Annotated in this window: 17 protein-coding genes; 4 read left to right on the forward strand and 13 right to left on the reverse strand. The window is 35.5% G+C overall.

Going from position 1 to position 21,621, the window contains the following annotated elements; all coding sequences use genetic code 11:
- Positions 1 to 7: 7 nt before the first annotated feature.
- Positions 8 to 1,006, reverse strand: coding sequence for a GntR family transcriptional regulator (locus LC814_RS01210; protein ID WP_226064530.1), 999 nt, complete (start codon positions 1,004 to 1,006; stop codon positions 8 to 10).
- Positions 1,007 to 1,146: 140 nt separating this feature from the next.
- On the opposite strand from LC814_RS01210, the gene LC814_RS01215 reads away from it, so the two are divergent.
- Both LC814_RS01215 and LC814_RS01220 read left to right on the forward strand, forming a co-directional pair.
- On the forward strand, positions 1,147 to 4,242 hold the full coding sequence (locus tag LC814_RS01215) for a SusC/RagA family TonB-linked outer membrane protein (RefSeq protein ID WP_226064531.1): 3,096 nt from the start codon (positions 1,147 to 1,149) through the stop codon (positions 4,240 to 4,242).
- Positions 4,243 to 4,265: 23 nt separating this feature from the next.
- On the forward strand, positions 4,266 to 5,810 hold the full coding sequence (locus LC814_RS01220; RefSeq protein WP_226064532.1) for a RagB/SusD family nutrient uptake outer membrane protein: 1,545 nt from the start codon (positions 4,266 to 4,268) through the stop codon (positions 5,808 to 5,810).
- Between the two features lie 371 nt (positions 5,811 to 6,181).
- Here LC814_RS01220 and LC814_RS01225 read toward each other — a convergent pair whose 3' ends face one another.
- The 4 genes from LC814_RS01225 to LC814_RS01240 are packed head-to-tail and all read right to left on the reverse strand — an operon-like array spanning position 6,182 to position 9,881.
- Positions 6,182 to 6,646, reverse strand: coding sequence for an adenylyltransferase/cytidyltransferase family protein (locus tag LC814_RS01225; protein WP_226065845.1), 465 nt, complete (start codon positions 6,644 to 6,646; stop codon positions 6,182 to 6,184).
- A gap of 13 nt (positions 6,647 to 6,659) precedes the next feature.
- On the reverse strand, positions 6,660 to 7,787 hold the full coding sequence (locus LC814_RS01230; RefSeq protein ID WP_226064533.1) for a hypothetical protein: 1,128 nt from the start codon (positions 7,785 to 7,787) through the stop codon (positions 6,660 to 6,662).
- Positions 7,771 to 8,916, reverse strand: coding sequence for a UDP-galactopyranose mutase (glf, locus tag LC814_RS01235; RefSeq protein WP_226064534.1), 1,146 nt, complete (start codon positions 8,914 to 8,916; stop codon positions 7,771 to 7,773). The genes LC814_RS01230 and glf overlap by 17 nt, the downstream gene beginning before the upstream one ends.
- Positions 8,913 to 9,881: a glycosyltransferase gene (locus tag LC814_RS01240; protein ID WP_226064535.1), complete on the reverse strand. Its 969-nt coding sequence runs from the start codon at positions 9,879 to 9,881 to the stop codon at positions 8,913 to 8,915. The genes glf and LC814_RS01240 overlap by 4 nt, the downstream gene beginning before the upstream one ends.
- A gap of 601 nt (positions 9,882 to 10,482) precedes the next feature.
- On the opposite strand from LC814_RS01240, the gene LC814_RS01245 reads away from it, so the two are divergent.
- Complete coding sequence (locus tag LC814_RS01245) at positions 10,483 to 11,676, forward strand: glycosyltransferase family 2 protein (protein ID WP_226064536.1); 1,194 nt, start codon at positions 10,483 to 10,485, stop codon at positions 11,674 to 11,676.
- Here the strand turns inward: LC814_RS01245 and LC814_RS01250 are convergent.
- The 4 genes from LC814_RS01250 to LC814_RS01265 all read right to left on the reverse strand — a co-directional run bounded on the left by LC814_RS01250 (position 11,627) and on the right by LC814_RS01265 (position 15,223).
- Complete coding sequence (locus LC814_RS01250; RefSeq protein WP_226064537.1) at positions 11,627 to 12,211, reverse strand: class I SAM-dependent DNA methyltransferase; 585 nt, start codon at positions 12,209 to 12,211, stop codon at positions 11,627 to 11,629. The two genes, LC814_RS01245 and LC814_RS01250, sit on opposite strands and share 50 nt — an antisense overlap.
- Positions 12,211 to 12,936, reverse strand: a complete 726-nt coding sequence (locus LC814_RS01255; RefSeq protein WP_226064538.1) for a PIG-L deacetylase family protein — start codon at positions 12,934 to 12,936, stop codon at positions 12,211 to 12,213. The genes LC814_RS01250 and LC814_RS01255 overlap by 1 nt, the downstream gene beginning before the upstream one ends.
- A complete protein-coding gene (locus tag LC814_RS01260; protein WP_226064539.1) occupies positions 12,918 to 14,096 on the reverse strand; it encodes an acyl-CoA dehydrogenase family protein in 1,179 nt (392 codons plus the stop codon). The genes LC814_RS01255 and LC814_RS01260 overlap by 19 nt, the downstream gene beginning before the upstream one ends.
- Before the next feature lie 113 nt (positions 14,097 to 14,209).
- Positions 14,210 to 15,223, reverse strand: a complete 1,014-nt coding sequence (locus LC814_RS01265) for a helix-turn-helix domain-containing protein (RefSeq protein WP_226064540.1) — start codon at positions 15,221 to 15,223, stop codon at positions 14,210 to 14,212.
- An 806-nt stretch (positions 15,224 to 16,029) separates the two neighbouring features.
- Here LC814_RS01265 and LC814_RS01270 point away from each other — a divergent pair.
- Positions 16,030 to 16,287, forward strand: a complete 258-nt coding sequence (locus LC814_RS01270; protein WP_226064541.1) for an SWEET family sugar transporter — start codon at positions 16,030 to 16,032, stop codon at positions 16,285 to 16,287.
- Between the two features lie 27 nt (positions 16,288 to 16,314).
- On the opposite strand, the gene LC814_RS01275 is transcribed toward LC814_RS01270, so the two are convergent.
- The 4 genes from LC814_RS01275 to LC814_RS01290 form a co-directional block, all read right to left on the reverse strand.
- Positions 16,315 to 16,758, reverse strand: a complete 444-nt coding sequence (locus tag LC814_RS01275) for a DUF2147 domain-containing protein (protein ID WP_226064542.1) — start codon at positions 16,756 to 16,758, stop codon at positions 16,315 to 16,317.
- A 128-nt stretch (positions 16,759 to 16,886) separates the two neighbouring features.
- On the reverse strand, positions 16,887 to 17,255 hold the full coding sequence (locus tag LC814_RS01280) for a hypothetical protein (RefSeq protein WP_226064543.1): 369 nt from the start codon (positions 17,253 to 17,255) through the stop codon (positions 16,887 to 16,889).
- A 121-nt stretch (positions 17,256 to 17,376) separates the two neighbouring features.
- On the reverse strand, positions 17,377 to 20,658 hold the full coding sequence (locus LC814_RS01285) for a reprolysin-like metallopeptidase (RefSeq protein WP_226064544.1): 3,282 nt from the start codon (positions 20,656 to 20,658) through the stop codon (positions 17,377 to 17,379).
- Between the two features lie 186 nt (positions 20,659 to 20,844).
- A complete protein-coding gene (locus tag LC814_RS01290; protein ID WP_226064545.1) occupies positions 20,845 to 21,612 on the reverse strand; it encodes an XRE family transcriptional regulator in 768 nt (255 codons plus the stop codon).
- Positions 21,613 to 21,621 lie beyond the last annotated feature (9 nt).

Raw genomic sequence — 21,621 nt, forward strand, 5'->3', positions numbered from 1 at the left:
AGGTTTTTTAGATCGATTTTCTAACTATTAAATAATTAGGATTCTCTATTTTTAAATTTTCATTTCCCATCACCATTTCTGCCAATCGCTCACCCATTTTATTAAAATCTGTGGAAATAGTTGTAATTCCACCTTCAACTATTTCTTTTAGTAAGGTGTCATTATAAGAAATAATGCCAACATCTTCAATTAAAACCAAGTCTAGCTCCTTAAATTTTTTAATTATTTTGATAAGGTTCCGGTCATCTGGAATTAAATAGACGTCCCCTTTATTCGGCACATAATCTTTCAAGGTTCCAATTATTTCATGTTTAATATCATGTTCTAAACAAAACTTTTGAAAGCCTGCTAACATCCCTAAAGGCTGTTTATCAGATTCAAACAGTAAAATCATTTTTTGATAGGATTTCATCAAATGAAGTCCCTCACTCAATGCTTTGTATATATCTTTTTCAAAGTTCTGATAGATGGCTGGGTATTTTCGCAATTCTTTATGCATTTGGTCAAGAATGTAAACGCGGTCTTGTGGCAGCTTATCTATAACCGAATGAGTATCCTTAAGATTTGCGGGCATTATGATATAAGCATTATAAATTCCCATGTTGTCATATAATAATTTACTGAAAACAGAGTAATTAAAATGATGAAAGAAAATATCCACTTGTACGCCTTCATCCAAATTATTTAAAAATGAATTATAAAGATCTTCTTTGAAAGCATTTAGTTCATCAAATAATAAAAAGATTTTTTTAACGGTACTGATATTTTCACTTTTCACGTAATATCCTTTCCCCGGAACAGACTGAATAATACCCCGTAATTTCAAATCATTGTAAGCTAATAAAACGGTATCTCTGGAGATTGAAAACCGATTTCTGATACTATTAATTGAGGGCAGTTTATCTCCGCGCTTATAAATTCCAGTAAGTATAGCATTTTCAATAGATGAGATAATCTGTTTATATTTTGGAGAACCTGCACTATTATCGATACTTATAATACTCATAAGCACAAATGTATAGAATTAACTGCTGAATTGACAAACTAGTAGGGACTGGTATGTTCAATCCAATTTTTCATTTTAAATTCGCTAAACGTTCGTATGAACAATTGTTGTAATTAAATGTAATTAGTAAAATCCGTATTATGAATTTAAAAATTAGCGAAGTTATTAAGCAACTTAGCACCAAACTGCCACTTCTGGTTGCGATATTTGTTTTAGTTGGGTTATTAAGTGCTTTTCAAGCCCAAACCAAACAAATTTCCGGTACTGTACGTGCTAATGGCATGTCAGGTTTGCCCGATGTTACTGTTGCTGTTAAAGGTGAAGAAAGTACATCTACAAAGACAGATAGTGATGGAGCTTATACTATCAAAATTCCAAATGACAAATCTGTTTTAATCTTCAGATATCTGGGATATGTAAGTCAAGAAGTGCCCGTTAATGGTCTTAGCATCATAGACGTCAATTTAGAAGGTAAATCTCAGGATTTGGATGAGATTGTACTGGTAGGCTATGGAACTCAAAAGAAAAGTGATGTTACTGGAGCCATCAGTTCGGTAAAAAGTGAAGACCTTAATAAGGTTGTCACTACGAATCCTGTTGATGCGTTGCAGGGTAGAGTTGCCGGAGTTACCGTTACTTCTTCCTCTGGAAGCCCGGGAGCGGCAGCTGATATTACCATTAGAGGTATTGGCAGTTTTGGAAACAATCAGCCGTTGTATATTATAGATGGTGTGCAGGCTGATCCTTATTTTATTAATTCTAATGATATTGCATCTATTGAAGTCTTAAAAGATGCAGCTTCAGGTGCTATTTATGGGACAAGGGCGGCTAATGGTGTTATTATCATTACAACCAAAAAAGGTAAAAGAGGTGAGGCAAAAATAGAGATTGATAATTCTATAAGTTTCAATACTGCACGGCAGAAAATGAAACTATTGGATGCTAATGGCTACCTTTCTGTGCATAGACAAATGTATGAGAATGCAGGAGAAGCTTTACCGCAGTATATTCTAAATCCGCCCAATGTAAATACAAATTGGTACGATCAAACCCATAGAAATGGACAATTAAATCTAATGAATGTAAGGGTTAGTGGTGCCTCTGATAATATAAATTATAGTGTGGCGGGCAGTTATGCCGACGAATTGGGTATTCTTATAGGATCTGGTTTTACAAAAAAAGGCATTAATGCCAATATGGGAATCACCAAAGGAAAATTAAAGATAAATACTACTCTAAACTACAGTGAAACGAAACGGGAAGATTACAAATTTTCTTTGCGAGAAACTTACTTTATATCACCGTTGATTCCTGTATATGATCCTACCAAACCTTCCGGATTTGGTTACAGAAATGGAGACTTGCCTGATCATAGAAATCCCGTAGGTGAGGATGCTCTGATTAAAGGCTCAACAAAGTTGAAATATTTTCTAGGAAATGTAGGGCTGAGTTATAATATTACAAAAGGTTTGGACGCCAACGCCAATTTTGCGCTGGCCAATAGAGATACTTACACGTTCGCTTTTCATCCTGCTTATAAAGTACGTGATATTGATGATAATCCTCAAAATGAGTATGCATTTATATCGGAATACAGTAGTGAATTCAGAAGATTTAATCAAGAATATACCCTGAATTACAAGTTTGACCTCAGTAAGCATTCTTTTAATTTATTGGCGGGTTACCAAAGAATTTCTGAACCATTTAAGGAGACCTACATTCAGGCAGAAGGGTATAAAATAGATGCTGAAGGCAATAAGGTACCTGCAACTATTTTGGATCCAAGTTTTCAAACCCTCAATGCATTCTCGGATGGAACATATTCTGCTGAAGGCACCAACGCAAATTACGCGTTAGTATCTCAGTTTGGTAGATTAAATTATGCTTTTAACGATCGCTATTTGCTACAAGCCAGCGTTCGTAGGGATGGAAGTTCAAAATTCGGCATAAATAATCAGTATGGTGTTTTTCCATCATTTGCTTTAGGCTGGAAGGTAACGGATGAAGCATTTATGCAGAATCAAAATTTATTTAATTTTTTAAAACTGCGTTACAGTTGGGGCCAAGCAGGTAATGATAGTGCCTTAGGCTACTATGATTATGTGGCACTTATCTCTCGTGGTAAAGATCAAGATACGGGAGGCTACGTTTTTGGGAATCCACAAACTTCCTATTTAGGCAGTATTGCACGTGATTTACAAAATGATGATCTGAAGTGGGAGACAAATACTTCTTCTAATTTCGGAGCTGATTTTACAACTTTAAAAAATAAGCTAAAAGGTTCTGTAAATTATTATAAAACCACTACCGCAGATTTGCTGATAACCAAAGAAGTTCCTCCTTCAAGTGGTGTAAATAATCCGATTGTAAATGTTGGAGAATTTGAAAATAAAGGGTTAGAATTTGAATTAGGTTATACTAATAAGGATCATAAAGTTAATTATTCGGCATTTGCTACATTCACAACCGTAAATAGCGAAGTCACAAAATTGAGTAATGCGGGACAAAAATTATATGGAATAGGACTATTGTTTGGATCAGATCATTTTGTAAACCAAACTCAAGTTGGTTACGAGCCAGGGGCCTATTTTCTGCCAGTCGCAGACGGTATTTTTCAAAACCAGGCAGAAATCGATTCTCATAAAGCACAGCCAAACGCCTCGCCCGGAGATATCAGATTTGTAGATCAGAATAAAGACGGTAAAATTGATTCCGAAGATGATACTTATCAAGGCACAGCGATTCCTAAATTTGAATATAGCTTGAGTTTATCTGCAGATTATAAAAATTTTGATGTCAGTGTCTTTTTTCAAGGTGTAGGAGGCAACAAAATCTACAATGGTAATGACTTTAGACTTTTAAGTCTGGATACAGGTAGAAATTTCAGAGTGGAAGCCGAAAATGCCTGGACACCCACTAATACCAATACAAATATACCAAGAGCAGTATTAGGTGATCCGAATAGAAATAGCAGGGCGTCTACCAGATTTTTGGAGGATGGCGATTATTTGAGAATAAAAACTATTCAGCTTGGATATTCCCTAACAGGTTCGGTATTAGAAGCCTTAAAAATATCAAAATTTAGACTTTATGTCACAGGACAAAATCTCTTTACTTTTACCAATTACAGTGGGTTAGATCCCGAAGTAGGTGGAAATGTTTTATCCAGAGGGATTGATAATAATTTATATCCAAAATATAAGTCAGTGATTTTAGGTGTTCAGTTAGCATTTTAAATTATTAATAAAAACGAAAAAAAATGAAATATCTAAACAAAATAGTTGTGGCTGCTTTTTTAACAGTTTCTCTGATTTCCTGCCGTGACGATGATTATTTAGTACAGAAATCACCAGATCAGTTAACCTCTAGTAATTTCTGGCGAAACGCCGCAGATGCACAGTCAGGTTTGGTCGCAGCCTATTCAGAATTAGAGTCAAGAAGTAATTTCTGGGATGGTTGGCAGGAAGGAAGACCGGTAATAGAATATTTTAGATCAGACTATGCTTTACCTGGTCCAGATGCCAGCAATTACGCACATTGGATGTCGATATTCAATTTCAATTATACCAATGGACATACCTTTGTAGATGTTTTATGGACTACTAATTACAAAGGTCTCAACTTTGCCAATCAAGTCATTGCAAAGGTAGGAGAAATGACTTCTGATCAAATATCAGACGCTGAAAAAAAACAGATTATTGCTGAAGCTACGTTTTTAAGAGCCTATTATCATTTTAAACTTTTAACGCTTTATGAAAAAATTATCATCAGAGATGAATTGATAACAAATGAAACTTTGGATAAAGGTTTATCCTCGCGCCCTGACGCGTGGAGCATTATTATCAGTGACTTTAAACATGCTGCTGAAAATTTAAAAACTGTTTCCGAAACTGATCCGGGACGGGCTACCAAAGGAGCAGCATTGGCATATTTAGGAAAAGCTTTTATGTATAAAGCTGGAGACGCAACATCGGCAGAAAGCAGTGATTTTAATAATGCAAAAATGGCTTTCAGCTCTATTGTAGATGGATCTGCTGGTAACTATGCTTTAGAGCCGAATTTTTCCAGTTTGTTTAACGGCGAAAATGAAAATAATAAAGAGTCTATTTTTGAACTTCAATTTAAAACCAGTGATGCCACCTCTTGGAATGCCACAATATTACATGCATTTGTGGGCGATTGGTCTATAGGAGGGTGGGGAGGCATCGCTGCAAGCCCGGGTGTAGTTAACGAAATGAAAGGGGAAGGCATGATAGCTAGCAATGGTTTGTATGATAACCGACTCTATGGTTCATTGTACTTTAGAGACCCCTTCTACAATAATACTTCCACTAAAGAAATGCAAGGTAGTACTTGGGATGTCTTAATGAATGAAACTTATGGAAATACCAATGAGAACGCTGCATATTTTAGAAAATGGTTACCTAACTATGTTAGCAATAATAGCTATGTTGGAGTAAATGTTGTGCTAATGCGCTATGCTGATGTCCTTCTAATGTATGCTGAAGCGCTAAATGAAACGGGTGCTACAGCTCAGGCCATTCCATACATCAATCAGGTGAGAAAAATTCATGGATTTATGCCTGCAATTAAGGTTACTTCTCAAGCCGATGTTAAAAAGCAGATCATTCATGAACGAACAATGGAGTTGACACTTGAATCTGTACGGTTTTTTGATTTAAGAAGATGGGGAATGTTGGATCAAGCAATGAAAGCAGCGGGTAGAACAAATTTTAATTCTGCAACGCATGCCTACTTGCCAATTCCTTTATCTGAAATACAATCGAATTCCCAAATTGATTAGTTAATTTTTTCATCAAATTTTCAATAGAGCTGTCACTTATTGTGTGACAGCTCTTTTTTATGCTCAACAAGTATAATTTTTTGGAAAAATTCTCGCTCTGTGAATTTTGAAAAAATTCGAAACATTGACGTGAACCTTGTAGCTAGACATCTCAATTGTCCGGTGGTTTTCCTTGCAATTCATGTTGCGTATGACAATACTTTACACTTCCATAAACACAGAACACGAATGCTTATAAAAAACGAATAAAAATCACGATAGTTAAAGGGTTCTTGTAAGATTTTAAATAATACCTCCTGTCCAAAAGCGCCAAGCGGCAACGGCCCCCACGGCTCATGTTTCGCGCTCCACTTCGTTCACCTCATCATATTTCATCGAGTAGGATGCTTCTTTTTGGCAGAGGAAAAGCATTCAATTGCAAAAACTTCTTTACGAAGATTGCTACTGGAAAAGCGATGGTGGCGCTCATTATAATACAGCTGGATATTTTTAGACAGGCAAAATTTCTTTCCCGTAAATTCTTTGTACTGATATTCCACTCCTATTATTCTGACATCAATATTATACAGTTTTAGAATATCTTCTAAATCGGTTTCAGTCGTGTAGGGAATTATCTCGTCTACATATTTGCAACCCTGCAGTTGGATATAGCGTTCAACAATAGTTTGGGTGGGTTTGTTTTTTTCTGGTCGGTCTATATTTGGATCAGTCTGCAATCCTACAATAAGATAATCACATTGCTCTTTTGCTTCTGCTAACATGCGAATATTTCCTGCGTGCAGAAGATCAAAGGCACTAAACGCAATGCCTACTTTTTTAGATAATGTTGTTTCTATATAGATGATTGTATTAGGCTAATTTAATTGATGCATCTTTAAAATTAAGTTGTTGAATTTTTAGTTCTAAGATATATTCGAAGTGAGGTATTCGATTGCCTTCCTCATCGAGATCGAAAATACCGCAATTGCTGTATTCAGAAAGGTCATCCCAATTCGGTCGGTCTGTTACGGGATAAATGCAAACTCCCCAAAACGGAATCCCTGCTTTCATCACAGCTTGACATTCTGCTGCAATTTCCTGCAGCCATTCTACACGCCCTTCTCCGAAATGACCGGTTTCTGAAATAAAGATGGGTTTCTCATATCGTAGAAAAGCACCAAATAATAGTTTTCTTAGTGGCACTCTTGCTTGGGCGGAATCGGGCCAGTAAATAGTTTCTCCACCTTCGATCCATTGACAGTTCCAGTAATAATTGACTCCTAGGATATCAAATAAATCATTACTCCCGCCCAATTCCGGACAAATTCTGCCCGTAATCATATCGGCAGCCTCAAACTGGTATTCGTTAATTTTAAAAAGTTTTTCGTCAGATATTTTCTCATTTTGGTGAACTTTTACCAAAGGTTCCACTAAAATGATCACTGCAGTAGGATCTTCTTCTTTGATGACTTTAATACCGAGGATCGCTGCTTTACAGAGATGATATTTAATATCCCAACCGCTTTTTTCAAGGAAGGGAACTGTTCCTCTTGCGTCACCGGAAAACCATGACAGAAAACTGATTTCATTTACAGGGACAATCAAAAGTCTTTGTGTTGTATTTTTTTTGTAAAATTTTACAAATGCTGAGCACAATTTGGTAAAACGTTCGCCGAATTTCGGATGTGTTGGAAACAAGTCAGCAGGATATCCGAAATGAATTAGATCCCAAACCTGCTGAATCCCTAATTTTTCTGCGATCTCTATTCTATCTAATACCTCGCTGAAATCAAATTGACCAGGACTTACTTCTACGGAACTCCAACAGATACCTTCTCTCACTGAAAATATTCCTATATCTATTAAAAGTTGATAATCTTCTTCTGCCCTTAAATGATGTTGCGTAGTTTCCAAAAGATTAATCCGCTCACCAGAACGATTGATGTGGTCAGCACATTCAAAACCGCCTAAGAAAAAAGAACTAAATGGATTTTGCACGATAATATTCTTTAGGAATTTTTAATTCTAAAGTTTCAAAAAGATCTAAAGCATTTCTAAAAGCCTGATCCATGTTGAAGTATTTATAGTTCGCCAATCTTCCTACAAAATGAACATCAAGCAATTGATCGGCTTCATTTTTATATTTGGCATATATTTCCTCATTTTTTTGGTTCGGCACAGGGTAATAAGGTTCACCATGATCTACCGTAAATTCTTTGACGATACTGGTTGTTGGTGATTTCTGATTTCCGAAATGCTTATATTCTACGATTCGTGTGTACTTGACTTCTTTTCCAGGATAATTAACCACAGAATTTTCTTGAAAATATTCCTGATCGATGTCTTCTCTAACAAAATTAATGGAGCGATATTCTAATTTCTCCGTGAGATTTTTATTAAATGTAAAGAAGCGGTCGATTGGTCCGGTGTAGAATAGTTTCTCATATCCTGATATTTGGTCTTTAACTTCAAAATAGTCAGTATTAAGCAAGACCGTAATATTGGGATGATCTAAGATATTTTGGAACATTTTAGTATATCCACCTTTAGGTAATGCTTGATGAATGTCAGAGAAGTAACGATCATCATAATTGTCTCTTACGGGAATACGCTCCAAAACTGATGCGTGAAGTTCAGCCGGATATTTGTCCCACTGTTTTTTTGTATAATGTTTAAACATTTTATCATATAAAACCTCACCAACTCTGTTTAAAACTGCTTCTTCACCATTTTTAGGTTGATCATATTTAATTCTGTTCTTACATAACCATTCCTGCATTTCTTTCTCTGAGGAGATTTGTTCCTTAAATAATATATTGACCGTAGTAATGTTGACCGGAATGGGGACCAAATGCTCATCAACTTTAGCAATAACTTTATGTTCCCACGTGTACCAATCCGCAAACTGATTCACATAATCCCAAACTCCCTCGTCGTTGGTGTGAAACAGGTGAGCTCCATATCTTGAGGTTAATATTCCATTTTGATCATAATAATCGAAACAGTTTCCCGCAATATGATCTCTCTTTTCAATGATGAGAACTTGTTTTCCAGCAGATGCGTATCGTTCTGCAAGTACAGCACCAGAAATTCCGGCACCTATTATTAAAATATCAAATTCCGTCATGCTATTTCTTTTATTATGTTAGTCATTTTTGAGGCAGTAATATCCCAAGAAGTCTGTTCTAAAATTTGATTATATAAATGTTTAAAATCCTTTTTAGGATTCAGTACTGCATTATGGAAATCTTCCTCATTTTCAATCAAATTGATACAATCACTGTAATCCCTAACAACATCTTTAATTTTCGTGGAAATGATAGGTTTCCCCGCACACATATATTCTAAAGTCTTAGTTGGACTGATAAATTTCGTAGAATCATTTAAGGCAAAAGGCATCATAGCAAAATCGAAGACATTAAGGTATGTTGGAAGTTCTTCGTACTTCTTCATTCCCAGATAAAAAATATTCTTCGCTTTCGGAAGATCCTCTTCACCAATTTTACAGATAGGACCGATCATTACGAAAGAAACATCAGGCATTTTTAAAGCGCTCATTTCTAACAAATCAAGATCGATACGTTCATCTATTACGCCGTAATATCCAACAATGGGTTTTGGTATTAACTCTAAATCCGCTGGAAGTTTGGCAATTTCGCCTTTTTGGTCAAAGTGATCCTGATCGACCGAACTGGGAAAGCAATACACGTTATGATGTCTTTCTTTTTTTGCTTCATAAAGAGATTTGCCTCCCGTATAAACCACGTCGGCGGCGGATAATAAATATTTTTCCTGCTCGATTAATTCAGATGATGCGCCTTTAAAAAGGGAAAGTTCATCCATACAATCGTATACAATAACACCAAAGTCTAAATAATTTAAAACATCTATAAATGCGGCCGAATAAAACCATCCTACTTGCAAAGCCTGGTATTTTATTATTTTCTTTAGGAAGATTCCCAACTCTTGCATGTGATCAACAGTGGGTTTTAAAATATGAATCGATTCGCTAACTGCTAGGCCTACTAAATCATTATTATCTACATTCCCTATAGGCTCTTCGACTACTAAAATTTTAAAATTCTTAGACATTCTAGTGATTAGATGCTGTGGACGCTGATACACAAAATCCCATCTCAAATGACAAAAAACTATCATGTCATATTGAGAGTGGAAATCAGTATTTTTTAGTAATTTCATATCTTAAATTCTTTATAATAGGACAAAATTAGAATTTAATCAAAAGAAAAATGCCCCTAAAACAATTATTAAAGATGCAAATAAATTTATATCAATTTATAGGCCGATTATGCAAGTAAAAAGTATTTACTTTAAATAATAAATGCGAATTTGATATTTTTGAGAGTAAAATATCTTCATATTGGAATTCTATTTGCATTTGGGAAGACCTAAATATGATAATGCATAATTATGGAAACTACAGATAAAAAGGCGGGTTCACAAGGAAAATCTAAAGGATTATACAACCATAAACACTTTAATATCGATGGATTTAAAGTTATATGTTATGCAGAAAATTTTTTGTTAAAACATTATCAAAAATGTTCAATCACTCGACCTGCACTTTTCAATGACAATGTCTAGTTAAATTAAGATTTTTAAAATTTAACTCCAATAGAATTACTGCGAGATCAATTTTACGTCGCTCTTTCAAATCAATACCAACATATCCATGCATACAGATTATCAGACAAAATTATTTTCGAATGCTCCCATGTTGCCTTCAACAAAAGTAACGATCGTAATTCCTGTAAAGGATGAAGAAACCTATATTGAAGATTTACTGAAATCACTTAAAGATCAGGTAGATTTAGCTGGAAATAAAATAAATTATGATCTCTACGAAGTTTTGGTTCTAGCTAATAATTGTTCAGATGGCACCGTTGATTTGATCAAGAAGTTTAAGCTAAAAAATAAAAAAATAAATCTTCATTTAGAGGAAGTTGCTCTTGAAGCTGAGCAAGCGAATATTGGTTTTGTACGCAAAACTTTGATGGATGTAGCGTATACCAGATTAAGTATTAATTGCAGTGGTCTAATTTTAACAACGGATGGTGACACGATAGTTTCGCAGGATTGGATCGCACAAAATAGTGCAGAAATAAGAAACGGAGCTGAGGCAGTTGGCGGCAGAATTTTACTGAAGGAAGAGGAGTTTCAATGCTTGGATAACGGTATTGTCTTTTTTCATCAAAAAGATGAAGAATATCAACTTCTGGTTGCAGAAGTAGAAGCGGAAGTTTTAGAAAATTTTGATCACCGAAAAGGTTGCCATCATCAGCATTTCAATGGAAGTTTTGCTGTAACTAGTGAGTGTTACCATAAGTCTGGCGGCATTCCCGTGGTTAAACATTTGGAAGATTGCGCTTTTTATGATCGCTTACTGGCTGTTGATGCAAAGGTGCGACATAGCAATAACGTCATCGTCAAAACTTCTGCGAGATGTATTGGTAGAACGGATATTGGATTATCACACCAGTTGAACATCTGGAAGAATATCGATAATCAAAAAGACCAATTTTTAGTGGAGTCCAGCGAATCGATCTTATATAGATTGAAAATCAAAAAACACCTGAAAGACTTGTGGCACCTACGAAATTCAGAAAATATTGTAGTCGAGCATGAGTTGAAAACCTTCGATAATCAAATCAAATTTGATGAGAATCTCCTAGCAAATTTCACTACCAGCAATTATTTCGGTGAATGGTTTCAAGAAATTAAGCATTTAAACGAACATACGTGGAGAGAGCAATTTCAACCTGTTGACATTGATGAAGCGATCACAAATTTAAAAGCAACTCTACAAAATAAATTCTTTAAAATTTTCGCCAGACATCAATCCGGTACTGATCTGTTCTGGTTTTAAATACGTTTTCCATTTTCGATTCCATTTCTTTTTCAAAAGTATCATGTACCTCATCGCCAGTCTGTGGATAATCAAGAACAATTGGAAGCCAATGAACCAGAACGATTTCGCCTTTAGCTGGCAACAGGTCGAATATTTTATGAATGGCTTTTTTCCAGTCTTCTGCTGATAAATAGTACGCAACTTCTGAAATCAGAATTAAATTAAATTGATCATTGGGAAGTTCATCAGGAAAATGGAGTAATTGAAAGTTCACATTCTCTAAATCTTTACATCTTATTTTTGCAGAATCTAAAGCCTTTTCTGAAATATCAGTCGCTAAAAGATTGAGGCATTTCTCAGCCAGCATTTTGGTTAGGACACCGATGGAACAACCGATTTCCAAAGCATTCCTATACTGATTTTTAGGTAAAGCCTGTAGGGTAGCGCTATATTTCTGATCTTCGTACGGACTGGTTTCGAAATTCCAGGGATCATCGTTTGCGGCATAAACATCAGCGAAATATTCAGCTTTTAGGGTTTCTTTTTTTTCCATTATATTGAAATATAAAATAGTTCGTAGGGTTTCTTAAAATGTTCCAACATTTCTGGAGACAGCCTAAATCCGTCTGGGTCATCTTGAATCAAATCTGAAATCTGAGATTGGTGAGACGAAATGGCAGTTTGCTTTTTAGCTAAGACACTGGAAATATCTAATTTAAAGGGAATGATTTCATCCGAAGACGGGAAATCTTCGGCAGATCCTATTTGATCGAGCCAAACCGAATATTCATAAATTATCGCACCACCTGTATTTGAATTTTTCATTAGTTCAGAAGCGGCAATATGATCAGGATGCGGGTCTTTTCGCCACGGCACAAAAATACTTTGAGGGCTGATAATACTAATAATCTTATTCATATTCGAGACGGCCTTGTTAAAATCAGGGTTTTGAAGTCCTGGTACGTGGCGATCTTTATACCTGCAAAAAATAACATTTTCAACAGAAACACCTAACGCTCGCGCAGCGGTCAGCAATTCATTCTCCCGAAGATTTCTCAATTTTTCGGGCGGATATTCTAAGCTGTTGGGATGAGAAAGCGTTCCATCACTGAGCAGCAGAATATAAACGGCTTGATTGTATTGTCGCAATAAAGAAATAACGCCACCGCAAGCCAGACTTTCATCATCTGCATGTGGCGCTACTATTAAGGTTGTGCCTAATCCCATGACACAATGTTCTGGCGCTAAGGGAATATTTTCTATCTTAAATTGATCCATTTTTTTAAAGTTTTTATTAAGGAACGTTTTTCCTGAGGTTGATCTCCCAGTGCAAATCTTCCGACTTCCAATAAACAATGATCAGGTGCAGGCTGGCGTAAATAGGTTGTTAAATCTCGTATAATTCTCTCGAAATGATGAGGTTTATTAAGTCCTCTTGCGCCAATACATTGTTGACAAAGTTTCATTATTTCGGTACAAATTTCATCAATAGCAGTTCTAACCATATTGCTCTGATCTAATAGTAAGGCAGAATTTTGAGCCGAAGGGTCGCCCATAAAAAGATCCATATTATCTGCAGCCGATTTCAGCCATTGATTTCCTGAATTGATTAAAATTCTCATTTGTCCGATTCTTACTTTTTGGAAATGGTCTTCGGTTCTTTTCAATTTTTGCAGATAAAGTATAGTTTCTGCCAATAGAATTTCCGCGGCGCCTAACTGAACCGCCGAAAAACGAACTGAACCGCCGCTAAACATGGGCTGTTTATAATAATCGCCATTTTTTCCTAACAAATTATTTTCGGCAACAGGAGTGTTTTTGAAAGTCACTTTAAAACTTCGGGTCGCTTTCATACCCATGGGATTCCACCATTCAGATTCAGTTAGCGCAGCAACTTCATCAAGGTTGACGACGCACATTTGCCACGTTCCTTTTTTTTGAGTTGCCGTAACAATCGGCCGGAACACATAATCGCTGCCGGTCGCAAAAGTTTTCGACCCGTTTAAATAGTATCGACCTTTTTCAAATTTCAAGGTAACACCATCTTCAGCCTGTGTGTTCCAGACGCCAAATAACTGTCCTTCTAAACTGTCCTTTGCGAATCTTTTCTTCTGTTCCAAAGTGCCGAATCGGTCAATGAGAAACTGGGCATTATAATGACCTTCTATAATTCTCCCAACAACTAAATTGCCAGACCCAATCAATTTTAAGATAATCAGTAATGCGTGATTAGATCCCACCTTTAAGCCTAAATTTTTACCCCCGAAATCAGAAGAAATACAGGCAGTAAGTAGATTTGAATTTTTCAAATTTTGCAAAGTCTTTTCAGGAAACGAGTTTGCTGAATCGGTTTCAGATGCTTCTTTCAAGGCATGGGGTATCTCTTCTTTTACAGCGTTTGCTAATTCAGAATATTCAGAAGGTATTTTGTAAATCAAGATCCGTATTTTGATGATGATTAAAATTACAAATAAAATTGATTTGACCACCAATAGCAATCTATTGGGCTAAAAAATAATTGGATAGCGATTATTTAATAAAAAATTGACCCTTATGAATTCACTTTTTTATATTGTTTAGGCGTAATGCCATACTTTTTCTTAAAAATTTTAGAAAAATAACTACTGCTCTCCAAACCAATTGCCGCGACTACAGCATTTACATTATATTCGTTATTTTGCAGAAGTATTCTTGCCTCTTCGAGTCGAATATTAGTCACATACTCATTTAAGGTCGTAGAAAACAAATACTTAAATCCAATTTGTAATTTATTAGGATTTAATGCTGTAGTGCGTGAAATATTTTTTACGGAGAGATCACCATTGATGTTTTCCCTGATATAATTTCCTGCTTCTTCAACTCGTTTCAGTTCATGAATTCTAAGAATACTGCGATCTTCTGATGTTAAACGATCGTCATCAAACTGAACAACTTGCTGCACAAACATTTCTAAAGTAATCGCCTGGAGATTTAGCTTACGAGCAATCACCAAATCTTTGTAATCATCGATATTCTGTAAGATATTTTTATAAAAAATGCCACAATTGTCTACGTGATAAAACTGGTTGATTCCTTTCACGTCAGTGATAACATTTTTAAGTTCTGAGGTCCAGGTGGCAAGTTCGCAGTTTTCTTTTGCACTAAAAACACTGCGGTCAATCTCTACACTTACAACTTCATGCAAAATATTCTTTTCAAACTGAATAATGTGACCATTGTTGCGTTCGCTCGCGACGATGGCACACCTAAACTCGTCTATTGTATTCTTATTAGGATTGTTTGCGAATTCATGAGAAACCGAACCGTGAAGAGAATACACAAACTTTACCGGGTGAACTTCATCCAAAGTAAACTCCAGACGAATGTCCTCGTTAAATTTTGCTTTATATATAATTAAACCCAAACCGTTCTCAAAATTAATGCCTCTAATTTCCCCCTCCCCAATATGCTTGGGAATAGATACAAAATACTCGCCGCACCGATGTTGATGTTTTACCTCAAAGGAATCCGCCAAACTAATGATGACGTCTTTTAGGGGAATTGAATTTACTGGGAAAACTAACATGGTTTTTTATGTAAACTTAGTGAATCCTTTTATAATTTACACATTAAAAATTTCAGATGGACCTTACGCTATAACCAAGATTTTTGTTAATTTATAACATATAACTTGTATTGTAATAATTTCATAATTTTATCGCTTTCTTGGCTATCATTTCTTCCCCATCTATCAGTTTTTGAGAGTCTAGATTCAAATTTTTTATTCTTTTATTATTTAAAAGCTATAAAATTTTTTGTGCAAATTATAAATTGCAACGTAATTCTTAATTGATCTGGGCATATTTTCGATTTTGAATACTTTCTAATTTTTACATTTTTTTATTAAATTTTCAAAAAGGTTGTCATGAATTTTATGAAAGCTCTTTTTTTAATCAGGAAAAGTAAACTCACCCATCTTTTCTATAATGTGCTTTAAAGGTCAGCGGTGTTGTTTATTTACAGCCTTCTTAGCTGTTAATTGTTGGGCAAAGTTTATCTTAAAAAAAAATATAAGTTTTTTAAAAACTAGTGGAATTTGATAAATTTGATATATTTGCAATGAGTACACTATTTCAGTAGGCATCTTATATTGGAGACTTACATACCCAACTTAGCAGGATGCATTGCAAAGAACACCACTTTAAAAGTTAAGAATGGTAGGAAAGGTAAAGGGCAGCGCCAAATGGATATATTCAGAACTTGAAATCTAATTAAAGCCTCAAACTTTTGTTTGAGGCTTTTTAATTTCTTAAAAAAGTTTGCAGTTTTAGACGCAGTTTTATTCATTCCCATTCCCCCAAATTTACCTAAATTCGTATTTTACTCTTAAACATGAATGAAAATATTTTAGGCCTAGTTGCAGGTGGGATTACGTCTGTAGCCATGCTGCCTCAATTGATTAAAGTATTAAAAGAAAAAAATGTGGAAGATCTTTCGTTGATGATGATCGCCGTGCTGATTGTAGGTCTCTCGCTTTGGGTTTGGTATGGGATTTTGAAAGACGAACTGCCGATCATTCTTTCCAACGCATTTGCAGTTTTGGTGAATATAGGATTGCTCTTGGCTTATTTTAAATATCGACAGAAATAAAGAATAATTATCATCTGATCTATTACACTAAATTCTTGTAAAACATAAGGATTTTCCAATCCACGTCCATTTCCAGAATCCCCGGACGCAGAGGTGATTGCCATCTTTAACTTCTACATTGGCATCCCAAGTTCTTCCGCTTGATGCATCATAAATTTTGCCGTGTTCCCAACGTTGCTTTTCGGGATTGAAAGTTAAATTACTGAGGATTTCCATTCCAATAACTTTTCGATGCCGCAATTCCGGATTTGGATTATGCGAATCTATACTTGCATGAATGGGCTTTCCGCTTCCACGGCTTTTGTCGAACCATAAAATTTTGGCTTGGTAAGAATTCCCTTCTCTGTATACATTTACACTTACACTTTTGTCTACAGCCATCCATTTACCCAAAATATCATCTTTTTTAACTTGGCTCATTAATAATAGCGAAGAGGAAATAAATAAAATAAAAGAAAGTCTGGTAATCATATTTGTGTTTCTGAAAATTTATAATAAATAGAATATTCGTTAAGTTTAGTTAATGAACATTTTTAGTCTAAAGTAAAATTGCAATTCGTCATATTTTACAATAAAAAAGTGTTTTAATTTAATGAAAATTATTTTACAAAGTCATTTTCCTGATTTTGTAGTGGTTTCGGAAGATAAAGCTGATATTTATCTTTGGAGTTTTCAACTTCTTCAATATAAAAAGTTTGTGAATTATATAACATTATGGCATTCATAGAGTCGCGTCTTAAAGATAATGAAATCGTACGCTGCCCGTCTGCAGATGAGCCACGAAATGTGTAGAATCCAGGCACTCGCTTTTCTCCCACATTTGATTCCAATAATGTAAATTCCTCTTCACCAATTGGGGTCGGTAGAATTATTTTGAAGTTTCTGATTTGAGAAGTTTTCGCAGCTTCTTTTTGAATTTCTTTGTAGAAACGCCCCGTCGAAAATGTAAATTCTTTAATAATCTGCATGTTTTTTTGATTTTGTGCAGGCGCACAAGAAGTTAACAGAAATAGAAAAAAATTGATAAAGAGTATTTTCATCTTATTTTGTAAACAAAAAAAGAGCCACTTACTGTGGCTCTTCTTCATTTTATTGTTTTATTATTTTTTGAACTTTGACCACTTCGTTTTTATTAAATATTTTAAAGATAAATATTCCATTTTGTAAACCGGTTAAAGAAATTGATTTAGATGTAATCGGCTGTCTTTTAATGAGTCTGCCAGAGATATCATAAATTTCAATTCGGTCCGCCGATTTGGTAGTTTTAATATTTAAAATATCTTTAACAGGATTCGGATAAAGGATGAACTCCTCCGCTTCGTCAGGATCAATTGTTCCCAGCACTGTAGCGGTAAGTTTTACGGTGACCGATGTTATGCTGCACGATCCATTAGAAATCACAACATAATAAGATCCTTCGTCAGCTTTTTGAACACTGTTGATCGTCAATGTATTTTGTGTTTGGTTTGCAATTGCAACTCCATCTTTAAACCATTGATAAGTCGCCGGTCCATTAGCAATATTTACAGTGAAAATTTGTTTTGTTCCAATCTTCACGGAGGCAGCAACGGGTTGAAGGGTAATAACTGGTGTTACACAACTCAATATTAAAGTTCTGGTATTATCGCTGGTTAAAGCGCAGTTTAAAACCACTTCATCTTTCGTTTTTCCAACAAATGTATTAGGGTCATTTGTTTTAAGATAAGACAATCCATAAATAGTATACGTTCCGCCGACTAAACTTCTAAAGTCTGCAGTAGGACTTTGCGCCACAATCATGTTGTTTGAATCTACAGCGATAAAAATATAGTTACTGTTTGTTGTTGCTAAGTTAGTAACCTCATAGAATGAGCCGTCTCCTGTAAAAGTTAAATTATAGGATTTTGCGGGATCACCATTGGAGAAATTATTAAAGTTGATGTAATAGTCTACCCCTTCAGTGAGGGTAACATTCAAGCTTCCATACGCACTATATGTTCCAGGTGTTGAAGATTCAAAAGCATTAGAGGTTACAAAACTTGCCACCGCCTCAGCTTCAGTTCTGATTGCTGTAGTGGGATCTGCGGTATAGATTGATATGATGAGGAATGCGCCGGTATTTGCGATGGTATAAGACCCTGTTTTTGTAACGCGGACTCTTTTCAAAACTGAGTTCGCACTTCCTAAATATTTGGGTGTTGTCAAAGATTCATCGGCGTAAGTAACCAATCTGGTACGGTTAACATTTGTGGTATTAATATCAACGGTTGCAGTAGTGAAATATCCTAAATTACCTACCGTAGGAGCAGTCATATTTAGGTTAGCCAAAGCATTTCCAGCAACAGTACTCACAGAAGAGGTAGGACTGATGATTGTTGATTGCGCGTTGCAACTTGCATTGGTAATACTGAAATTAGTTTCTGAGATGTCAAAAAATTCCGCACCGCCACTTAGAAGAGCGGTTACTTTAATTCTTGCTTTAGTAGTTCCAGGAACATTGGGTACTGTTACTGTTGCGACTCCATTATTTGGTGCATCCTGTTTTAGGACGTACGGGAAAGTATAACCACCATCAACAGATAATAAAATAGTTACCTTGTCTTTTATAGTTTGTGTGTTATTAACAGCCCAGGTAATATTCAGGTTTGTATTTGCGGCTGCGGTTATTCCTGTTGTATTTTGAGAGGTTACTTTTAGAGGTCCGGAATCATCAACTCTGATGACCATTTCATCAGAATCAACACCACCGCCACCAATTTTATTATCCCGTACTGTAAACCGGAATTTCATATTTCTTGCGACTTGAGGTAATGCCTCAGCATCGATATCCGGTGCAATATTGTTATTATTTAAAATATATTGTAGTTTAGGAAATATGCGTTCTGTATTTTCTCGGGTTTGCTCGCTTCTAAAAAGTGGCGCGGTCGTACTGTTTACTGCGGTATAACCACCAACTCCTACGACATTATATCCGAAGGCCCCTTTGTCAGATGCTGTAGCCACATCTGCTTGCTCCCACGTGTAACTTAAGGAGTTTCCGTCTTTATCGGTTGCGATACCTTTCAATTTAAAAGGAGTATTTTTTGGAATAACAATATCTGCACCTGCATTAGAAGATGGAGGAGTATTCCCTGTAGCAGCATTGGTAAAACAAGTTGCTCTGACAGCTAAGGAGTAGAGGATTTGATCTAAACTCTTCGCATTAAAATAATTTAATTGATTTTTTCCTGAATTGGTTTGGTCTACGGGAACCTTGCAATTATTGGCATAACTCATAATGGTGGTGCCTGAACCGGGTTCTACCGCAGAGGTGTCATCCCAGCCATTTGTACAGAATGTTTCTGATCCTACACTTCCGCCAACTGCGTTATACGTATGCCAAGCTGAAAATTGGTGTCCCATTTCATGGATGATGAGATTAGCAGTTGCACCACGCGGCATAGAAGCGGTCCATTGACTCCATGCTCTTGCGCTGGATCCTGCGGTACAAGGGTTCGGGCCGGCCTGACCTTGTGCAGTTGAACCCGTACCTGGCATAATGTGGAAGGTGTGGGCAATATCATATTTTGAATAAGGCAAAGTCCCATTCGTATTTAAAGTGTTAAAACCTGCTTGTGAATTTGTAGCACTCGCGAAAGTAGAACTTACCGTAAAAGGATCAGTAGTTGGATTGGAGAAAATTAAAGTTTTATTTAATGTTTCATTAATGGCTACAAAACTTACCGATAATTCCGTTTCAAATACCAAATTTATGAGGTTAAGCATATTTAAGGCTTCTGCTAATGCATTATCTTGATTGCCAAAATTTTGGGTAAATTCTCCCGTAGTAGCAATAGCCATCCGGAATTTTCTTAAATTATTACCATACGGAAAGTAGGTTGCTGAAGCTAATTTTAAAGCACTGGCTTGTTTTTTAATATCTGCAAATTCGCTTTTTAGTGCCAAATTTTTATCAATGCCGCAACTTACATTGGCACCCATATCATCAAACATATTATATAATCTGTAATCTTTACCTTGGGTTTGATAAGGCTCAAACATGTAATAACCACTTTCTGATTTTATAATAGCATTTATTTTATTGCTAAAGATTGATAATTTTAATGAAGTTTTTCCATCTTTAGATAGTCCGTCATAAGTTTTGATGGAGAGATTTCTGTTTTTCGTCAAATCATTTTCGGTGAGGGAAAAAGATTCCAAACGTCCATCGCCCAGAGGCAACTTCAGCAGATGATCACCTTTAGCAGTAATGCTTACACTATTTAATTTTTGAGAAAACTCTTTTGCGTCAAAAGGAAATATTTTACCTGGAATTCCTTTTTCAGCCACATTCTGACCAAAAAGAAATAATACATAACATACTAGTAATGTTGAAAGTAATTTTTTCTTCATGATTATTTGGTTTGCAATCAAAATTACTAAATAATTTAATTAGTATGTAATTTATTACATAATTTTTAACCAAATGAGATGAGTTTTACTAAATAAATGGGGTATGAGTCCTATTTTAATGAATATAAAATTCCACAAAAAATAATTTTTCAAACTTAATTATTCTTCTGAAAACTTCTAATTTAATTACTTTTTTATCCGCTTCAAGTCCGTAATTTCCTTTTTCATCAGTAAAAGAATTTCTTTTATACCAATCATATCTAAAGGACTTTGATCAGGCTCTTCCGTATTGATACTGCACGCATATTCCCAGATTTCTAAAATTTGAGAAAGCTTAATTTCGTACGGCTCATAAAAATCATTATCCGAACTCACTGTAATATTTTTTAAAGTTTTCTTTTCCAATCTTTTATAAACCACGCCTTCATTTCGGGTGATAAAAATATAGGTTTTGTTACTTTTTAATTCACTCACATTTTCCACATATTTCCCCACGATGAATGTTCCATTTTTAAAAGGCGGCATCGAATCTCCACTCGCCGGAAAAGCTCGAAATTTCCCGTTTCGCAAAAAAGGTAGAGAAATGGTTTGCAGTTTTTCAATATATTCTGGATCGCTATAGCCTTGTAGATAACCCATTTGGGCTTTTTCGGGAATAATTTCTATTTTATTTTCCCCTTTTTCATCCACCGTAATGGGAAGAATGGTGCGGTTATCGGGGAGTTTCATCATCTTTTCTAATGGATATTTACTTAAGTCCAGTGCAACCAGTAAATCGATAGTTATTCTGTAGTATTTCGAGATTCGAAGCAAGATTTCGATAGGGGGCTCACTAGAACCATCTTCGTATTTGGCATACCGTCCGCGGGTAATTAAAAGGTCATCGGCGATTTTCTGTTGCGAGTACTTTTGCTGACCTCTCAGATACCGCATGTTTTCTGATAAAATTGACATTGCTATAAA

This window comes from Kaistella polysaccharea, from assembly GCF_020410745.1.
Classification (GTDB): domain Bacteria; phylum Bacteroidota; class Bacteroidia; order Flavobacteriales; family Weeksellaceae; genus Kaistella; species Kaistella polysaccharea.

What these genes read in the sequence shown, in the direction of transcription:
- LC814_RS01210 (WP_226064530.1), bottom strand. Translation starts at nt 1,006, where the DNA reads ATGAGTATTATAAGTATCGATAATAGTGCAGGTTCTCCAAAATATAAA.
- LC814_RS01215 (WP_226064531.1), top strand. Translation starts at nt 1,147, where the DNA reads ATGAATTTAAAAATTAGCGAAGTTATTAAGCAACTTAGCACCAAACTG.
- LC814_RS01220 (WP_226064532.1), top strand. Translation starts at nt 4,266, where the DNA reads ATGAAATATCTAAACAAAATAGTTGTGGCTGCTTTTTTAACAGTTTCT.
- glf (WP_226064534.1), bottom strand. Translation starts at nt 8,916, where the DNA reads ATGACGGAATTTGATATTTTAATAATAGGTGCCGGAATTTCTGGTGCT.
- LC814_RS01240 (WP_226064535.1), bottom strand. Translation starts at nt 9,881, where the DNA reads ATGTCTAAGAATTTTAAAATTTTAGTAGTCGAAGAGCCTATAGGGAAT.
- LC814_RS01245 (WP_226064536.1), top strand. Translation starts at nt 10,483, where the DNA reads ATGCATACAGATTATCAGACAAAATTATTTTCGAATGCTCCCATGTTG.
- LC814_RS01250 (WP_226064537.1), bottom strand. Translation starts at nt 12,211, where the DNA reads ATGGAAAAAAAAGAAACCCTAAAAGCTGAATATTTCGCTGATGTTTAT.
- LC814_RS01255 (WP_226064538.1), bottom strand. Translation starts at nt 12,936, where the DNA reads ATGGATCAATTTAAGATAGAAAATATTCCCTTAGCGCCAGAACATTGT.
- LC814_RS01265 (WP_226064540.1), bottom strand. Translation starts at nt 15,223, where the DNA reads ATGTTAGTTTTCCCAGTAAATTCAATTCCCCTAAAAGACGTCATCATT.
- LC814_RS01270 (WP_226064541.1), top strand. Translation starts at nt 16,030, where the DNA reads ATGAATGAAAATATTTTAGGCCTAGTTGCAGGTGGGATTACGTCTGTA.
- LC814_RS01275 (WP_226064542.1), bottom strand. Translation starts at nt 16,758, where the DNA reads ATGATTACCAGACTTTCTTTTATTTTATTTATTTCCTCTTCGCTATTA.
- LC814_RS01280 (WP_226064543.1), bottom strand. Translation starts at nt 17,255, where the DNA reads ATGCAGATTATTAAAGAATTTACATTTTCGACGGGGCGTTTCTACAAA.
- LC814_RS01285 (WP_226064544.1), bottom strand. Translation starts at nt 20,658, where the DNA reads ATGAAGAAAAAATTACTTTCAACATTACTAGTATGTTATGTATTATTT.
- LC814_RS01290 (WP_226064545.1), bottom strand. Translation starts at nt 21,612, where the DNA reads ATGTCAATTTTATCAGAAAACATGCGGTATCTGAGAGGTCAGCAAAAG.